Source organism: Paenibacillus sp. 01T47, assembly GCF_056398245.1.
Genome location: NZ_JBFTPA010000019.1, coordinates 110,184 through 129,287, shown reverse-complemented (window position 1 = coordinate 129,287; position 19,104 = coordinate 110,184). Strand labels below are relative to the sequence as shown.

Below are 19,104 nucleotides of genomic sequence, written 5' to 3'. Positions count from 1 at the left end.
CCTCCTTTATACTGAAATCAATTCGTACATCTGTCCAGACGTTCGGCCATCAGTGAAAAACAATCGTATAAAATCCTGTTTGCCAACCTCAATGGCAGGCAAAACGGTTTTTCCAGCTGCGAAAGGCGCAACGAACGGATACAGCATGCCATCTTCTTTATTCGCGGGATAGCTGCCCTGCTTTTTCACATAACAAAGTACGTCTTTCCCAATCGGTACCTCTGTTGAAACTTGAATTTGAATCGTTTTGAACTTTCTGAACAAACCGCTCTTATTTGTAATCGAATAATGAATTTTAGCTCGGCCAGCACTTATTTCGATGCTGTTCTCGTGATTAGGCTGAAGGATGAGCTGCGGACCGCCGCTCCCTTCCAGTGCGGCATATACCGTAAAGACAAAACGTCCGATGCCCTCTAATCGGCTATGATAGCCATTATTCGCTTTATATTCTGCCTTCGTGTACAACTTGACAGTTCCTATATCCACGGGGCTTTCCGCCGCCTGCTCAGCCGGTGTTTTCCCAATGTAAACCGCTTCTATACCGCCCGGCCAAATCCAGCGCAGCGTGCAGCGGTCCTCCTCCAACACGCGAGTTAAACCGCTGATGATCGGAGAACCATCCTCTGCATCGATAAACCGCATTTTATATCCGCCTCCCGCATCGTTTAAAATCCATGACTGCGGCTGTCCTTCGTCCGTTCGCCTAACGCCTTTGTGGACTGATCTCTATTGCTGTTTTTTCTGCCGCCATCATAACGGTTTGTACTGTTATTATCCCTTATCGGAACAACAAGTGTGAAAATGCTAATAATGGCTGCCAGTACAAGAACAGCGAATAGACGTGATAAACCGTCAGAGAGCATATCCCCGGACAAGCCGGAGTCCAAAATGAAGCCAGCCAGCAAACCGCCTACAATACCGCCCGCCCCAAAGCTTAATGCCAAAAACCGATTGTCGAAAAACAATCCGAGCGACATCCCTAAAGCTGCACCGATAATGGCTAAGGATAAAATACGAAGCAGTGTATACAACGTGCTGTCCGCAAGCGATCCCGTTCTTTCGGTTAAGAGCGTCCGATTATCGATTGTATTGTAAATATTTTGGAATACGAGCGCCAGCCCGTTCGCTTCCGACACATCGTAATAGCTTCCATTGGTGGAATCAGCTATTTGCTGCAGCAAGGCAGAGCCCTTGGAATCTGCAACGCTAAGGCCTACCGTATTAATGACAATTTGCTGCTCTTGGAATTGTGCAATTTGCTTATTGATATCGGATTCGCTGAAACCGTCCGACAATAGAATGACCATTGTCCCGCGCCCAGCCTTTTCCTTATCCTTAATCGTCTTCATTGCTTCGCCAAGCGCAAGACTAAAGTTTGTACCGCCGTCCGTCGGCTCAAGTGAGTCAATTGCGGCATTTACTTTATCTTTCTCTTCCTGTGTGCTTACTTTAACAAAGGGCTGTATCAATTGTGCGGTATTGTGAAATGCAACCACCGCCACACGCTTATCGCTTTCCATGTTTTGAATCAATTGCTTCGCAGCCGAATAACGCTCGTTATCAGGATCGGTCTCCAGCATGCTTCCTGAATTATCGATGACAAGCACAATATCCTTTACCTGCTTCGCACCGCCAAAATGTGCGCCGTAAATAAATTGCAGCAATCCGCCGACTGCAAACAGCAGAACTAGCGTTGCTGGTACGAGCAGCTGCCACGATAATCCGGTATAACGCTGACGCCACGAAGTTCCGTTCAAACGAGGCGATATCATTTCAGCAATCAGGCAGGCTAGTCCAATGCATAAAGCAAGAACGCCAAAGTATAGCCCAACGACGGCAAAGCGCGGCCAGATTTCTGACAGCGCCCCCAGTATGATTTCCCCGATGACGAATCCTACTGCGCCTCCTATCAAGCTGAACAGTAAGAGAAGCCCATTTATTTTTCGTTGCATAATAACAGCACCCTTTCTACTTGCTAGTGGACCGCAGCAATTGTTGATGTATATCGCTCAGCGAAGATCAGGCAGCAGAGCAGGATCAAGCGTGTGAAATTCGTACCCATTTTTCAAATAGGTCTCATAATACACTTTGCCGTTTCGATAATACATCAAATCTTCTAAATGAAAGCCGCCCATAATATTCAACTTTTCTACACCGCTGCTGCGCTTCTCATGTACACACCCCAGCTTGTAAATGCGTGAAGATTCGTCAACGCCAAGTGCATATCGGATAAATTCACTCTCGCGATCTCCGAACAAATACTTTTCCTCATACCGATGCTCATGTGTATAGTCGAGAAGACGAATATGAACGACCGCATGCTCTTCCAGTGTCCGGTATAATCGGTGAAATAGCTCGTCCCTCGATAAAGCTTTACGATTGCTGTATGCAACGGATACATTGGCACGCAGCAGCAGCTCCTCCTCGAAAGTCTGTGCAAAAGGCTCTGCTGTCAAAATGTACTTTCGGCAAATCTCCATTAATCGCTCCAGAAACGCGGAATCTCCCTGCTGCAGGAGCTCCGTCATATTGCCGAGAAATCGTTCCTCAAAAAATATGGATGCGCCGCGTTTCTCTTCAATATCCTTCATGACAGCCGCAGTGACTCGCTCATAATACTCGAAGATGTTCTGCCCGATATAATCATCCGCTGAACGGATACTGTGCTGAGCCGCCGCATTCAGCGTTTCCTCTAGCAGCGCCATCTGTTCTACGCGAATTCGGTATTTCTCATGAAGACGCTCCAGCTCAGCAGCAAATTTACGGTACAAAGCAAGCTCAGTCTCAAGTCGTAAAAGCTGCCATTCCAGCCGGTACACCGCATCAAAAAAAGCGCGTATAAAGGATCGAACATTTTGCTTGTCCATAAATGGAAGACGCTGAAATTTCAAATCATCCACACGTTGTTCGCGGATTCGACCCAGCTCATCCTGAGCGATATCAATCTCTCTGACCAAATCGCGCATTCGAGCGCGAACAGCTGTCATGACGCTGTCTGTCTCATTTTTTTCGTCTGTCCATTTGGCAACCTGGAAAAAGCTAAACAATGGCTGATCTTTCATATTACGGTTTACAGTGGCTCGCAGCTCATCTGAAGCCTTCACATAACCTAAGTTCACCTCAGCTGAACTAGTGAAATGCTTACGGAAGAAGATGGTACAGCCATCTCCGAACAAGGCTTCCTCTGCCTCGCGCAGCGACAGGCGCCGCAGTTGATCATAACGAATGTTGTTCGTCAGAAGACCCGACATATCGATGAGACTGTCCTCGCTTGGTACGAGATCGAGCATTCTAGTGTCCATCGCAGCTGCATCCAGCCCAAAGAAGGACAGCTTTTCCTTGTTGCCCTGCAGGTCAGCAATTTCCAGCCGCTCTTTTATTTGTTTAAAGAAATGATAAAGGACGGTTAACGCAATCGAATGATTCGGTCGTTTCACCTTGGACAATCCCGCTGATACGAACCCCTGTCTTCCGGATTCCGTCATGAGACTGTTTTTGAAAGAAGAGTTGTTGTAGCTTACGTCACTCGATTGTACCTGTGTTTCCTTTCTCCTCCTGTTTTTCAACAGCAGAATATTGCAAATGATTTCATAGTTATCCTGCATCCCGTTAAGCGTTGTAATTCCCCGCTCATTGCGATCAGATAATACATAAACAAGATCAAATAATGGGGATGCCTTGTGAGTGACCGGAATTGATAATCCATCACCCGTCACCTGAAGCCTCGCCGAAAAAGAATAATCTGGCCGCTGCATTCCATCCAGCTCGCGCAGGAAGCTGATACCCGCTGCGCTTGCCAAACCAAACGTCTCTGATTGCTCACGTTCATTAATTAAAGCGTACAAATCCATTTGAACGGATTTGAACAGCTGCAAAAAAATGGATTGAGCAAGCAGCGATATTTCTGGAACAAGCACGTTTAATGGATCATCAACCCTTGTAATGACAGCAAGGTGAAGGCGATCGAAAGATGCGTACAATCGGCCGTAATCAGCAATTGTATCGCTAACCTGACGCAGCGCCCGGTTGAGATCCGCTAGATGACGCCCTTCCTTATGGAATGCAGTGCCTATATCTTTGCGTTTGGTGCGATTATCCGTTTTGCCATCTACAACATCCGTAAGCGCTACCCTCGTCACCTTCGGGACAGATCGATTACGATTTGCCCCATGGTATGACGATGCTTTATTACCTGTACTTCCAGAGGCAGCATTTGCTTCACTCGACGAGACATGGAAATAAATAACGCCGGCATTGTTGTCCCATTTCAGTTCATTGGATTGAATCATAGGTTCAATCGCATGTCCTGCCTCATCTCCGATGTATAGAAATACGGTTGGATAGTGAATGCTGCTTTGATCATCCTCAAGGCCGCTAAGCTTCTGCTCAGCAGCCGAATAGTCGCTTGCATATAGATCCAACAATTCTCTCATCATTATTTCAACTTTCTACGAATTTCGTTAAGTTTAGTAGACATTTCCCGGTAGAACCGGTGCATTTCCTCTCCATTTGCCAGCTCAACCTTCTCGTATTCGAGACGCTCGCGTGCATCAAGGAATGTACCGAACAGCTCCTCCAGCTTAGCTAACAGCTTTGAAGTATCCTCCGTTGCAGTCAGCTCGGTTACTCTGCGCTCTGCTTTGCGTCTTAGCACGCTGCGGTTTTTCTCATCCAGCTGTCGGAAGCTCTCAAACACCTCAAACTCAACATAGCTGCTGCTTTTCATTAAATTAGCGAAAGGCGGCCATGCTTCTTCCTCTGGCTCGCGATCATAAACATACAGGGCACCTTTCTTGCAAATGGTCTCTGTGTATAGCGCCTCGATAAACTGATCCAGCAATTTCTCATCATCTTGGTGCTGCATAAGCAGCTGCTCAAGCTCGACTAATTTTACAGAGATAGATTCATACTTCGCCAATTCCTCACGAACCCGTCTTAGCTGCTCCGGCGAACGAATGAGATTTTCTTGTGCAAGCTCCTCTGTAAAGCTGCCGAAAATATCTTTTGTCGATTCAAGCTCCAGCCCCTCGGATAAAAGGCGCTTCAGCTCATTTACTGCTCGCTTAACTTCACCTAAATTCGGTTTCGCGCCATCAAGCTGCATATTGAACGGTTTTAACGCATCCGATAACTGGAACGGCTTCGTGAAGCGAACGGAATAACGGCTGCTCGTGTTATTGTCTATGCCCTTCTCTTCAATAATACGGAAGCTCTCGGCTTTGACAAACTCAGCGCGAACCCTTGCATTATAGCTTCTCACACGTGGGTTGACGTACGTATCGCCCCATGATTTCTCTGGAATCGGCGAAGGCAAATAGGTCCAATTGACACGGTCAGTCTGCACCAAATGACGGCCGATGCCTTCCTTATCGAGAATCGTGCGTTCATAGCTTTCTTCATAGACCTTCAGCGGCGTATAAACAAACAAAGGTACACCATTTCTCGTATTCAGCCAGAAAATCCGGTTTTTCACTTCACTTTCCTTTATCGTAAAGTGGGATTTGCCTATCGAGTTATTTTGATAGTTCCGAATCCCTCTCAAAATACTTGGTGCCTGCACAGGCACGGACACAAACCCCCATGAAGGGACATGTAAATTACCTGAGCTGTTGCTGAGATGGAATACAGGCACAGCTTCCTCATCTAGCTTGCTAGCGATATGACGCTCAACAAACTTCTCAATCGATTCATCGTTCCCGTATTTCATAACTAGGAATTCTTCCATTGATTTCGTAATCAGATCGCCGAATTTATTCGTCAAAAACTCTGAAATCGAGCTGACGATATCAATTTCCTGCTCTTTTACCCAAAGATTCGAATGGTCTAGAAGCTCCTGCGTAAAGTCGCGGATCAGATCATCGCCGTCCTTCTTATCCATTAAACGGCTGATAACGTCGGAGATGTCTGGAACGCCTACGATATTCCAATAATAAGTTTTGTTTCCTTTATGATCCGCTTGTTCCTCGCCGCTTGTCAGGATTTCACCATTTTTGGCAAAGATGGAATTAAGCACATTCAAAATTTCAGTAAATACGTTATAAATGCGGTTATTCTCGTTGTTCAGCAGCTGGTGGAGATCCTCATAAAATTCAATCAGTTGTTCCATTCGCTCAACGTCAGCAAGCAGCCAGTACTCATTTATTTTTGCTTCGATATAGTTGTTTTTCTTCTTATCCTTGGATACGAACGCGCTCTTCGCATCGCCCATACGCTCATTGGCTTGCTCTCTAGCTGCTTCGATCTCTTTAGGAAGTCGTGACAGCCCTTCACGAAGCGTCTCAATATAAGAGAGCAGCATCTTCAGCAAGCAGAAGCCTTTCTCAGTATAAAGGAGACGGGATACATAAAATGGCCCTTGCTCTGGATGGAGAAATGTACGACGAATTTGATCGGTAAATTGTCCAACAATTTCGCCAGGCAGCTGTTTTTTGGCCTTAATATATTCCTCGCGCGCACGAGCCAAAAAGTTTTGCTCCAGCTCCGTATCCATGTTCACGGCTTGCATTTTCACCACGTTATTGTAGCTGAGTCGCTCGCTGTTCTCGAAGCCTGGCAGCGGCTCAGGCACTCGTGAGTCAAAGGTTTTCATCATCGTTTCGAGATCAATGCCAAGCTTGCGGGCAAATTTCTCTACATCGTCCTGACTCGGCGCCTTTTCAAACATCTTGTCCATTTTGTTGAAAAGTCGGTAGGCCAAATAAGTCGTCATTTCCTCGATCGGCAGTACCGCCGAAGAAGCTCCGATAATGTTGTAATCGTAGTTAGCCGGGTACATTTTGTTCATTTGAGCAATATTGGTCCGAATGTTGCTAATATAATCATGAATAGCGAATTCCTCGCCGGATTGTTTTTCCTCGCTGGAAATAAAGTTCGTAATATTCTCTGCCGTTACATTCATGCAATAATCATAAGCATTTTCAAGCAGCTTGCCCTCAGCGTTTGTAGCCGAGATGAGATGGCATAAATTAAACGGTGGGAGCGGCGAATTAACGTTTAGTATATTGCCATATTGCTGCGTAAACCGTTCACCACGGCTGTCCACATTCATCCAATAGTCCAGTTCCTTCAGTGCAGCATAGCCATTTTTCTTAATGTACTCACGTGTATGGTCACTCAAGCTTTTGCTTGCAAGGTTAATATCCGGCGTAAACAAATAACCAAGCGTATTAACGCGGTCGATGCCGGCTGATCCGTGATCACGCTCTATAATTCCTCGAACGATATAAGAGATATCGAGGAAGCAGCCGCTTCCTGTTCCGCCAGACAAGCCGGTTAGCAGAAACACCATCAGCTTTTTGTTCGTCCCGACGGATAACGTTTTAATTTTTTTGTCGATGCTCTGCACCACTTGATTGATCTTCGTAAACAGCAGCAGCCGACCTGCTTGACGAACGCCAGCTGCACCATTCATGCCATCAGTTATACTTAGCTCTGGCGACAGCCAGTCCGTGATGTACGGCTCCAAAATGCTGCGATTTTGCAGCAGTCCTCCAACCTCTGCATTAGATAGCAGCACAAATTCATTAATAGGATCAAGACCGATCCCTTTATACTTTTTATTGCGATCCTGTTCATTCGTTTCAAAAGCAAGAAATTCCACATTATCAGGCTTTTCGCGTTTTCTTTTGGAAACGGGGTCCTCAGGAAGCTTAAAGCGGCGATTGATCTGGTATTTTAGGCGCAGAAGCGCATCAATACCGGTACCGCCAAGTCCAATGATCAAAATGGGATTATCTATGGTGTCTACCCGAATTTTCTCGCTGACAATACCTCCGCCAAGCGAAACGTCAAGCTGCTGTATGTGTTCTCTTACGATCGGTTTCATTTTTCATTACCTCCAGGGCTCTATTTATACGAGATATTCAATGAATATCGTTTTGTCTATTTGTCTCAATGAAACCGTAATGCGGTCTCCGCTTTTCATTTCCAATGCACGCGCCGCATCCACTACTCGTCCCGATTTTTCAATAGTGCAGGAAGAACCATTTTGCAGAACGATACGATCATTGCTTCCCGGCTTGAAAATGACCTTGTCGGTTTCCTTCAGCTCAGGCGCTAGCTGCAACAACTGGTGAAGCTGCAATTTGCCTTTGAAGGCTGTCAGCTTCTTGTACTGCGGCGACGTTTTGTCACCTGTATTCTCATCTCGAATTTCAATGACGAGTTGTCCAACAAACCCACGGTTCGCTTGTTTCAGCACTCTTAATATAAAGTAAGCTGCTGCAAGCAATGCCGCTAGACCTATAACGCCAATTACAACAGGTACAACCGGGAACGGCTTCTCTTCTTTATCTGCCTCCGGCTTTGGCGTCTGCCCCGTTGTTCCCGCCTTTGCCGAAATTTTAACCGCATCGGTCTCTCGGAAAAAGCTTTTCTCTTTGGCCTTCACTATAATCTCATAGTCATGCTTCTCAGGTATTTTGTAGGAGCCTGCAAAATGGTCGCCCGCATTCTCCATCGGTATTTCCTCGGTTTTGCCCGTGTCTAAGTCTTTAACGAGTAAAACCGCGCTCATGTTGCTGTACTGGGAGGTGTCTTCCAGTTTTTTTCCGCCGCTTACGAGATAAGAATTGAACGTCACCTTGTCGCCCTTGGAATAGGCCGCTTTGGCTAGTGGATCCATAGCAAGACTTAAGTCATAGTTGAAAATAAGATTAATGTCGATTTTATCGCGATTCACGCCTTTGATTTGAAGCGTCCAGTCGCCTTCCGACGGCTTTAACAGCTTCAGCAAGGAATAGCTCTTCGAGCTCGATAGCAAGACGCCATCCGAAGGAATAGGAATAGCGTTGCCAGATGGATCTACGAGCTTCGCCTCAACCGGCTTGCTCGACATAATCGAAATATTTGCTTCTAGTACATTCGAGTTGGGAACTGAAATTTTCACATCCTGATAGCTGCCGTTTGCCGTCAAAGAATCAACCGGTACGACGTTCAGCTCAAGATGGCTGGCAAAAATTTCACTCAAAATTCGCGGCAAATCGTCAGCCGAATCGGTCGCGAATGACTTCCCGCCGGTTATTTCCGATAGCTTAGCAAGCGCAGATTCATTTAGTTTCCCATTTGCATTTAGGCCAATCGTATAAATCGGAACGCCTTTATCATTCGCTTCTTTAAGCGCCTTGTCCATGTCCGCGTCGGACTGCGCCTGCGTTCTGCCGGATGCCTTATTAAAATCGTTATTGCCGTCAGCTAGCAAAATAATCATCGGCTCGTGATCTTGGTCAGCACCATCTTCCAAAATCTGTACCGCTTCCTTAACTCCGACAGAAACATCGGTATAGGCTCCGCGGTTTAACTGATCGATGAAGCTCTTCAGCTTCTCTTTATCCGAAGCAGACTGGATTTCCAGCAGCGCTTTCTCGCGCTGAATTTCATCGGTATAAGCCACAATGCCAACCCGGTCGCCTTGTGTCGGCAGCATATCAATGAACATCTTCATTGCTTCATTTCCAATTTTCCCTGGATCGCTTGTGCTCATTGAATTGCTGACATCCAGCACAAGTACTGCATCAATTTGCGAGTCGCCTTGCGCTGCATGCACGGTTTGGAAGCTGCTGAACGGCAGCAGCAAAATAGCAGAAACCATCATTAGCTGACATGATAAACGTTTTAATCTATTCATTTTGCTGTACTCCTTTGTAATGGGACAAACGGTTCTTCTTCGCTAGTCCAATAGTCACTGTTAGTCACTGCTACCAGTATGATGATATACTACAAAATAAGTATACCTGATAGATTTTGTTAAATCACTTTTATTGTAAGAAAGGAATAGGATATGGTTACCTACGTTTGTCTTGGACTATTGTTTCTTTTTGTCATCATCAAAGCAATGAGCTATCGTGCACAGCGGAGACGGGCGCCTTCTCCAGAACAGCTGAGCAAGCTTGTCCTTTCCATACTAAAAAGCAGCGGGCAGCGTGATCGCGAATGATGAAGAAGCTGCCAGTACTACTTAACCCTTATATTAAAACACGCTATCCTTATAATAAACTTAAAATTTGCCGAAGATGCAACCACTTTACAGTACTGGGTGATGCGCAGTGCCCCGTGTGCGGCAAATTTGCCCTAAAAAATGTTGAAGCTCAGGCAGCCTATAAGCTTAAGCTTAAATTGTGGAAAGAGCGGTTTTTTGCATTGTTTATTATCATTGTCGGATTTGCAATGAGCGAATCAGCAATGCATTCCACTTTGATTGTTGCCGGAGGAATGCTGCTAGTCGCTCTATTATGGACGTTGCAGAAGCGGTCGACCCCTGCACTTTTGCTCCTGCAGCTGCAAAAAATATTTCAAAAAGAGGCATATACCCTCTCTGCAGGTCTAGTAAATGACCGAGAAACAGCTATTCAAGTGTTCCATAGCGGCGATAAACCGCTTGCGTATGAAATGCTGCGTGAAATTGGCGCGCTCGTCCATACCGACCAGCTTCGACTGGAGCAAATTTTGCTGCTTCAATCCTTTGTTTTGCGCAAGGATATGGATTTGATGCTGGACCCCTTGTTAATGGATCATTTTAATCCCGATCTCGTTGAATATATTGGCGAGCTTGCCAAAATCAGAAGAGATTTGCTGAAAGAAAATACATTCCGTTATGTTTTACTTCACGAGGCGCAGATTTTGAAAATGGAGCATGGCGAGAGCATTCTCGTTGGTGTTGCCGGTGCGGCGGTCAGGATGAAGCGATACATCACACTCTACCCCTATTTGCTGATGCGCTATGCACGAATGCTTCCTAAAGACCGTTTCTTGCGGCTTTATCAAATGCTTCAAAGCAGTCCGCACGCAGGCGCCAGCCCTTTATATCAAGAAGTAATGGAAATCTATAATGAACGTTACAAATGGGACGAGGATTTCAAGCGTACGAGCAAGGAAACAGACCTGCAAACAGATCGAAACTAAATAAGCAAATTAGAGAAATAATGAATAAAGGCAAACAGTCACTTTAACAAAAGTGATCGTTTGCCTTTTTTATGTGAATGAATGATTAGAGTCTTTAGGCAAAAATCAAAGCTTGTTCTCAGCTATGCTCAGACACTGTTTTCTTTAAAGGAATAACCATACTCCAAGTGTTCCCTTCAAAATCCCAAGGCTGAGTCCCGTTTCCGGTTGCCAGAAATAAATGGGTTGGCTTGCCATCATGGAACAACAAATTAGGACGCTCGATGTTCGCTTGAACCGTCCTCGTGCCATCATCCCACAGGACATCTCTTGTATACGCCTTAGGATCATTTGAAATATCCCAGTGCAAGCAATCGGTGCTTGTTGCATAGATGCCCGCTCCCCAATCGCCAGTGACACCGCCCGAATCGTTTTTAAAATCATCTTTAATTAAAATATGAAATTTCCCATCCTCCCACCACAGAAACGGATCTTCGACGTGGAAGTCTGGATTGTCAAACTGAAAAATCGGTTCCTCCTGCAAACGGGTATACGGACCTTCTGGACGAGGAGCACGGGCAACGCCTAATTGCAAGGTAGAGCCCGCATACTCTCTCGACTTATAAATCATATACGTCGTTCCGTCCGGCAATATAGCTGCTGATGGATTGGTTGTAATCGTACAATCCCAATGCCCAGGCGCTCTTGGCTCTAACAAAGGGGCATCTGGACGCTCCCACGGTCCAAATATAGATTTCGAAGTGGCTAACCCAATTCTTTTTCCATTCCAAACCTCGACATCTCTTTCTTGACTTATTTTCTCTCCCACTGCTGGGATAGGCCCTCCATAAGTCGTTCCAAAATAGTAAAGATAGTACGTTCCGTTCCAATATTTCACCGACGGATTATGTTGATTCAAAGCGTCAAAATAACTGCGCTCTCTTCGCTCAAATATAACTTCGGCGAACGTATAAGGCCCCTCAGGCGTTTCGCTAACTGCTCTAACAATCTCGCAGTTGAACAGCCACTGCGCAGCAAAGCCATATTCCTTAGGCCACCTTGAAGCAAACATATGATATTTTCCATCCTCGCCTTGCACAACTGAGCCGCACCAAATATAATAGCCATCCATTTTAAATCCACCGTTCTTCGGTGCCGGCAATAGAATTTCATATATGCGATTTCCCATGATCATTCTCCTCGTCGATTAATGAGTCGATTTCGAATATTGCAGGGTGAATCTATCCACGTTTACCCATTGGCACAGGATCAGGCTGTTTAACAAATTTCAGCGCCAGCGCTACGAAGAGGAGTTCTGCCGTCATGCCGATCGATTGTGCCCATGCCCCTATTGTCCCGTTCCATTCTGGAGCAAGCCCAATACCGATTAGAAGTGTGATAAAGGTAAAGCTGAGATTGGCAATTTGAGAACCAAAGATCAGCTTCGTTTGCCCTCTCACAAACACGAGTCCATTCATGACATCGAGCCAAGGCATAACGAGCGCGAACAACACAAAGGCTTGCAGCACTCGTATGCTCTCAGCCTGCAGCCGACCATGAACGCCGATCACATGCTCTAGTAAAAATACACCTGCAGGTGTATATGCTATCAATCCCATTAATATAGCAGGAATAAAACCTAGCATTAAAATAAACTTTCGGACAGCCACAGGATCGACACGATAAAAGTTAATCACAATTTGATGAAAATAACTGAAAAAGCTGCTGAGAAGCATAACTAAACTAGCCGCAATCGCAAACGATGCAATGGCTAGCTGCGCATCCCATGTTTTCCCCAGCATCGCATTAATTGCCGGTCCGATCCATACGGATATAAACGAGGATAACAATAAGGGCCGGTAAAAAGAAAATACATGATGCTTGTTTTCAACAGGGTGATTGTCCAGCTTTTCGGGCATTTTGCGCACCAGTAAACGTCCTTCTGAATAGCTGACAGCTGCTTCGATCATCATACCAAATAAGAAAATGATCGCTCCAACAACTCCGCTGGTAACGCCTGTGTGTATAAAATAAAGCGAAAGCGCATACATTCCTGCCAGTCTAATCGCCATGCCAATGGTTAACCATTTCGTACGCAGATTATAAATAATGACACCATGGTAAAGACAACGAATGCCAGAGAACAAGCTTACGAACATCAGTACCTTATATACACGAATAACATCATGGACATTGTCTTCACTTACCCCGAACACTCCCTTGAAAATAAGCGTTCCAACCGGGGTATAGCTGATTATAAAACCTAATAGCATAATGCTGGCAAACACAAGCTGTGCAACGGTAAGCGTCGATTTAAACGAGCGTTTGTCGCGAACGAGTGTGGAGCAGGTTTGCCGCAGCAGCACGGCTGGCCTCTCTGTAATAGCAAGCAAGCTCATCGCAATGGCATAGCTGGCAATGATGCTTTCAGGGTTTGCCGCTCGGCTTAAGGTACTGTTGATAATGACATGTGAAATCGTAACTAAGCTTGCCGAAATGCCTAACGGGAGAAAAAAAGACCAAAGCTTTTTCATACTTACTGCTTGCTTCTGTGGCTCTGATAATGATAGGTTCATAGCTGCTTCTCCTTGCCATATCGTAAAAAAGTGTAGGCGTCCTCCTCCCGGAAAAGATACCGAGAAGCGGCCGCCGAACGTATTTGAACTTTCAAACGTCTCAAGAGCAGATTCCGTTATCGTCATCGAATCATGTTTGATTCATGTGAAACGCACTTTTTAAGTATAACTGGTATTTCTTCCCGATTCACCTTCTTTTTTGGTTGAAAGGATTCATTTGTTGTTTTCATATACGATAAATATATTTCTTTATCCTTTTCCACAAGAGAAAAGCATGTTGCTGAGTGCAACATGCTTAAGCTTAATATCTTGAACAATCTATTCCTATGCTATAGCAGACGACCTCAAGTTATTTTCCTCAACATCCGAAACACATGCGCAATTGGTGCAGGTCCCTTCACGGCAACTTCAGGCAGCTGCACGGAAATCCCTTCGTTCTCATGTGTCCAGTTCAGCTTTCCTTCCATTCCGAGCAGCTCGATCGACTCCAGCAAGCCTTCATAAGGAATAAAGACCGTCTCTGAAACTACTGTATCAGCTGATGGATAGTGGTTGGCACAATAAACATAATCTCCTTTTTGCGTGAACGCTTGACTGCCTGTATAGTAAGGCGCGCAAATGCGAGTACCATAAATCGCTTCGCCGTTCACCTTCAGCCAAGCGCCCAGTTCCTTCATGCGCTGGATAGCTCCTTCGGGAAGCCTGCCATCAGGCTGCGGAGCTACATTTAACGCGAGATTGCCGCCCTTAGCTACAACCTCAAGCAAAATCTTCACGATTTGGCGCGTCGGTTTATATTTATCTTCATACCGGAAAGAGAAGGACGTCCCCATCGTAATGCAGCTCTCCCAAGGGATGTTCATCGCCTCAGTCGGAATGGTCTGCTCAGGGGTAACATAGTTTTCATACGGTCCGCCTACTGTGCGATCTGCCGAGAGCAGCCATGGCTGTTGTTCCCTTGCTTTCTCCACAATCTCGCCAAGGCGAATGTCCTGACCGCTCCGCAGCGGCTTTACCCAGCCGGCGTCAAGCCAAAGGACATCTATTCGGCCATACTGCGTCAATAACTCAGTAATTTGCTCGTGTGTAAAATCGACAAACTTGTTCCACAGCTCAGGATGCTCCTGTGGATCGTAAGTAGGCCCACGCCGCGTATTAGTAAGACTTCGCTCCATATCCGGTGCCCAGTAATAAGGCGTATGCCAATCTGCTTTCGAGAAATAGGCGGCGATAGACAATCCTTTCGCGCGGAATGCATCAAATACATGACGGCAAATATCGGCATACTTATGCGTATGAAACGGTGTCTGTTCATCAGTGATGCGATAATCCGTCGTTTTTGTGTCCCACATGCAATATCCGTCATGATGCTTCGTCGTAAAAATGAGGTATTTGAATCCTCCCTCCTCCGCTAGATCTGCCCATACGTCTGGCTGAAAGCGAATCGGATTAAACGTCTTATTTAAATCAAAATATTGCTGCTTGAATGCTTCGCCATCCTTCTCCCAGTCAATGCCTTCACGCGACCAATCCTGATCCTCGTCGCTTAGTGCCCAAGACTCTACTACTCCTAGCTGGGAATAAGGTCCCCAATGCATCATAAGTGCGAGCTTCTGATCCTTAAACCATTCCAATCGCTCAAGCGTAACTGGATTATCAGGCCGTATCCAATCACGCTCGCTGCTAAAATTATGCACACCTTCATGAAGCTCTTGCTCTTCTGTTTCTTCTAGAACGTTATCACTGGATATTTCGCTCATCGCTGCAAAGCCTCCTCCATTCGGTTATTAAGAATTGCCCAATGCATTTTGATAAATTTCAATGTATTTGCCAAGCTGCAAGCCGTCAAAGCCTTTTACATAAGCATCCCATTCCTTGCTGATGTCTTTGGAGCCCGTAATAAACTGTGCCATATTCGATTTTGTATAATCAATAATCGTTGTTTTGAGCTGAGCAGCGATTTCCGCATCATCTTGCGCAATGAATACGCCGTTTGGATACATTTCTTTGGAATGGAATGATTCATATTTTTTCGATTCCGTATTCAAACGTGTTCCATATCCACCGTCTGCTAGCGGGTCCTGAATAGCCATCCAAGAGGAACGGTATGCATAGGTACGAAGTGAAGGGCCAATTTGCTCCCAGCCATCGTTATGCGTTTGCTTGCTCTCCCGTTGAATATAAGCATACTTAGCCTGCTTGCCATCAATATCTAATTCGCCGTCCTCTGCCTTGCGCCAGCCTTGCCCTTCAGGGCCATTCTCTTGCAGCACAATCGCTTCCTCCGTGAACAAATAATCGGCTAGTCTGATCGCAGCGATCTGTTGATCTGCGGTCGCCTTATTCGTAATCGCAAATTGCGATTTGCTAATGCCCGCGAAGTTAAGCGTTTGCTGTACGCCACTTGGTCCTTTCAGCGGAGGCAGCGTCACATAATCCTTGTGCCTAGGCTGTGTTTCCGACATATTATAGCCATAGCTTATAAGCGCGGTTGTCACAGCTCCCATAATGTTATCCGGCTCGCGGTTCGCCAGCTGTTGAATCGCATCCGCATTTTGCGTGAAGGCTGCCGGGTCGATCAACCCTTCCTTGTACAGCTTGTTCAAGTATTCAAGCCCTTGCTTCCATTCATCCTTGTTAGCTACAAAGTCGACTTTGCTATCTTTAACTGATAAGAAGGTACCAGCATTTTTTTCGGTATAATCATCTACTATAAACGCATTCATCAAGAAAGCGGACACGTTGCCAGCCCACATTTCATCGGACCCTGTAAGCGGAAGCTCATCCTTCTTCCCGTTTCCGTTCGGATCTTGTTCCTTAAATGCCTTCATGACCTGATAGAACTCCTCCGTTGTTGTAGGCAGCTGGAGTCCAAGCTTGTCAAGCCAAGCCTTGTTGATCCAAAGCTTCAAAGCATTATCGCAGTGGTAGCATTCATTGATTTGCGGCAGCGCATAGATGTTTCCATCTGGAGCAGTAATAGACGACTTCATATATGGAATATCTGCTAGAGCTTTTTTTATATTAGGAGCGTACTTATCGATCAATTCATTCAAAGGAAGGAATACGCCTTGCTTCCCATACTTCATTTGCTCTTCTCTTGTCAGATTAGCTTGCAAAATGACTTCCGGATAATCACCGCTCGCGAGCATCAGCTGTTTGCGGTCCTCAAGCGCATTGCTTGGAACGAGATCCCATGCAATCTTAATGTTCGTTTTTTCTTCCAAAAACTTCGTGTACGTATTCGTCTCCATGTTCTCGATCGTAGGAAGCTGAGGAGCAAACATCTTAAGCGTCATCTGCTTATTCACAATGGGATACGTACCTACAGCTGTAAAAAGATCCTCTTGCACAGCATTTGTTTCTTTTTGCCCTGTTTCCTCTGTTTTACCATTGCCGGATTTCCCCGTATCCTTGCTGCAAGCAGCTAGAATAACAACACAGCTAAGTACGACACACATTAAGATTGCACTGGATTTTTTCCATCCTTTTCTCATAAAACCGACTCCTCCTTGTTATATCCTAGTCACTCCTAGCAGCATGCTGTAACGTTTGTAACTGAATGATTGCCTCGGCCCCAAAGGCAACCCATCCCCCCTCCAAAAGAAATCCTCCTACTCATCCCTTCAAGGAACCAATCATGACGCCTTTCACAAAATATTTCTGAACAAAAGGATAGATGATGAGTACAGGTCCGCTAGCAACAACTATCAATGAATATTTCAATAAATCCTTTAGTCCCTGCTGAGCAAGCATCTGATTCGCATTGGAAATCATCGACGCATCCACCGTATTTAGAATTAGAATATTACGCAATACGATTTGCAGGGGAAACAATTCCTGGGATCGCAGAAATATGAGTGCATCGAAATATGCATTCCAATGTCCTACTGCATACATCAGCATCATAACGGCCAAGATTGGTTTCGAGAGCGGGAGTACGATGCTGAAAATAAACCGAATGTCGCTGCAGCCATCGAGGTCCGCCGCCTCGGACAGCTCCTCAGGAATACTGGTCTGGAAGAAGGTTCGTGCTATGATGACTTGGAATACGGCAAGAGCTCCCGGCAAAATCATAGCCCATCTTGTATCCAGCAGATGCAATTGTTTGACAACCAAATAATACGGAATCAACCCGCCCTCAAACATCATCGTGATAACAAGAAGAACCATGAAAAAATTTCTTCCATAAAACGTTTTCCTCGCTAACGGATAAGCAAGCATGACCGTCAGAATAACATTAATGATCGTTCCGACTACTGTATAGAACAATGAATTCATAAATCCAGTGCCGATCTGCGGATTGTTGAATACCGCCTTGTAGCCATCGAGCGTGAAATGGACCGGGAACAGCCATACCTTGCCGGAGACGACAGCCTGCGGCGAACTAAAGGAAGAGCTTAAAATATAGAGAAGCGGCAGAAGCACCACTAATAGAACCACAGTCAGAAAAGCATAAATGAATGCCATGAATAAACGATCTCCGTTTGATTCTCGAATGGTAACGTTTTTTTTCATAAAGTCTCCCTTCTGCCTCAATTACCACAGACTATTATTTGAAATTTTTCTAGCGATATAGTTGACGACAATCAGCAATGTTAAATTAATAACGGAGTTGAAAACTCCGATTGCTGCTGAGAAGCTGAAGCTCGAACCCAGCAAGCCCACTTTATACACATAAGTAGAAATGACTTCTGAGGTCGCTAGGTTAAGCGGATTTTGCATTAAATAAATTTTCTCAAAACCGAGTTTCATCAGATTGCCTAAATTAAGAATAAGAAGAATGACGGATACCGGAATTAAACTAGGGATATCGACATTAATAATTTTTTGTATTCTCGATGCCCCATCAACCCTTGCCGCTTCATACAGCTCAGGATTGACGCCAGCTAATGCCGCAATATAGATAATGGCCCCGTAACCGGTATGCTGCCACACATCCGACCAGACATAGATGGATTTGAATAATGAAGGAATACCCATAAAGTTTGTGTTTTCCACGCCAAGCATTTGGAACAATTTGCTGACGATCCCCACGTTTGGGGTCAAGTTGACAATTAAGATCGATACCATAATGACCGTTGATATAAAGTAAGGTGCATAAGAAACCAGCTGTACACTTTTCTTGAATAGTCCATTGCGCACTTCATTAAGCGCAAGCGCAAGGATGATTGGGGCTGGAAAGCCGACTAACAAGCCATAGAAGCTAATGCCAAGCGTATTTTTCATATAGAGCCAAAAATTTGGTGATTCGAAAAACTGCTTGAAATATTTTAGCCCGATCCACTCGCTTCCAAAGATGCCCTTAATGACGTTGTAATCTTTGAACGCGATCACGATGCCAGCCATGGGGACATATTTGAATATAATGAGATAAGCAATCGGCAATAAAATGACGAAATACAATTGCCAGTGGCGAGCCATTTTGCGTAGAGGCCCATACCTTCTTGCTGGATGTGCAAAGGCCTGCGGAACGGAATGCCATTCATGATTAACTTTGGACAAGGGCTAGCCTCCTTTAACATTCTCATTTTTGGTTACGCTTTCATGTGATCATTTTATAAGCTGCCCTCACCATGCAACAAGATACATTAATTGCTCGCTTAACCTTTTTCGCATCGCTGCTCCATAAGAAACGGCAGCACCTTAT

The 19,104-nt window shown here is 45.3% G+C and carries 13 protein-coding genes; 2 read left to right on the top strand and 11 right to left on the bottom strand.

Features of this window, described 5'->3' with window-relative positions; translation table 11 throughout:
* Positions 1 to 6: 6 nt before the first annotated feature.
* The 5 genes from AC1DOV_RS27875 to AC1DOV_RS27855 are packed head-to-tail and all read right to left on the bottom strand — an operon-like array spanning position 7 to position 9,625.
* Positions 7 to 642: a beta-mannanase gene (locus AC1DOV_RS27875; RefSeq protein ID WP_076269552.1), complete on the bottom strand. Its 636-nt coding sequence runs from the start codon at positions 640 to 642 to the stop codon at positions 7 to 9.
* A gap of 23 nt (positions 643 to 665) precedes the next feature.
* Entirely contained in the window at positions 666 to 1,952 is a 1,287-nt protein-coding gene (locus AC1DOV_RS27870) for a VWA domain-containing protein (RefSeq protein WP_339208231.1), read from the bottom strand.
* A gap of 57 nt (positions 1,953 to 2,009) precedes the next feature.
* Entirely contained in the window at positions 2,010 to 4,433 is a 2,424-nt protein-coding gene (locus tag AC1DOV_RS27865; RefSeq protein ID WP_477551590.1) for a transcription initiation factor TFIID, read from the bottom strand.
* Between the two features lie 2 nt (positions 4,434 to 4,435).
* On the bottom strand, positions 4,436 to 7,825 hold the full coding sequence (locus AC1DOV_RS27860; protein ID WP_477551570.1) for a tubulin-like doman-containing protein: 3,390 nt from the start codon (positions 7,823 to 7,825) through the stop codon (positions 4,436 to 4,438).
* A gap of 24 nt (positions 7,826 to 7,849) precedes the next feature.
* Entirely contained in the window at positions 7,850 to 9,625 is a 1,776-nt protein-coding gene (locus tag AC1DOV_RS27855; protein ID WP_477551569.1) for a vWA domain-containing protein, read from the bottom strand.
* 153 nt (positions 9,626 to 9,778) lie between these two features.
* Here AC1DOV_RS27855 and AC1DOV_RS27850 point away from each other — a divergent pair, with 153 nt between their 5' ends.
* Complete coding sequence (locus AC1DOV_RS27850) at positions 9,779 to 9,934, top strand: hypothetical protein (RefSeq protein ID WP_179089849.1); 156 nt, start codon at positions 9,779 to 9,781, stop codon at positions 9,932 to 9,934.
* Positions 9,931 to 10,899, top strand: coding sequence for a hypothetical protein (locus AC1DOV_RS27845; RefSeq protein ID WP_477551568.1), 969 nt, complete (start codon positions 9,931 to 9,933; stop codon positions 10,897 to 10,899). The genes AC1DOV_RS27850 and AC1DOV_RS27845 overlap by 4 nt, the downstream gene beginning before the upstream one ends.
* 118 nt (positions 10,900 to 11,017) lie before the next feature.
* Here the strand turns inward: AC1DOV_RS27845 and AC1DOV_RS27840 are convergent, their stop codons facing one another.
* From AC1DOV_RS27840 to AC1DOV_RS27815, 6 genes are all read right to left on the bottom strand, one after another.
* Positions 11,018 to 12,067, bottom strand: coding sequence for a glycoside hydrolase family protein (locus AC1DOV_RS27840; RefSeq protein WP_477551567.1), 1,050 nt, complete (start codon positions 12,065 to 12,067; stop codon positions 11,018 to 11,020).
* 52 nt (positions 12,068 to 12,119) lie between these two features.
* Entirely contained in the window at positions 12,120 to 13,454 is a 1,335-nt protein-coding gene (locus AC1DOV_RS27835; protein WP_477551566.1) for a multi antimicrobial extrusion protein MatE, read from the bottom strand.
* 344 nt (positions 13,455 to 13,798) lie between these two features.
* Entirely contained in the window at positions 13,799 to 15,214 is a 1,416-nt protein-coding gene (locus AC1DOV_RS27830; protein ID WP_477551565.1) for an alpha-L-fucosidase, read from the bottom strand.
* Between the two features lie 27 nt (positions 15,215 to 15,241).
* Positions 15,242 to 16,951 carry an ABC transporter substrate-binding protein gene (locus AC1DOV_RS27825; protein WP_441879498.1) on the bottom strand — a complete coding sequence of 570 codons (1,710 nt, stop codon included), beginning with the start codon at positions 16,949 to 16,951 and terminating at the stop codon, positions 15,242 to 15,244.
* Positions 16,952 to 17,072: 121 nt separating this feature from the next.
* A complete protein-coding gene (locus AC1DOV_RS27820; RefSeq protein ID WP_477527530.1) occupies positions 17,073 to 17,972 on the bottom strand; it encodes a carbohydrate ABC transporter permease in 900 nt (299 codons plus the stop codon).
* Between the two features lie 21 nt (positions 17,973 to 17,993).
* Complete coding sequence (locus tag AC1DOV_RS27815; RefSeq protein ID WP_076269619.1) at positions 17,994 to 18,878, bottom strand: ABC transporter permease; 885 nt, start codon at positions 18,876 to 18,878, stop codon at positions 17,994 to 17,996.
* Between the last annotated feature and the right edge of the window lie 226 nt (positions 18,879 to 19,104).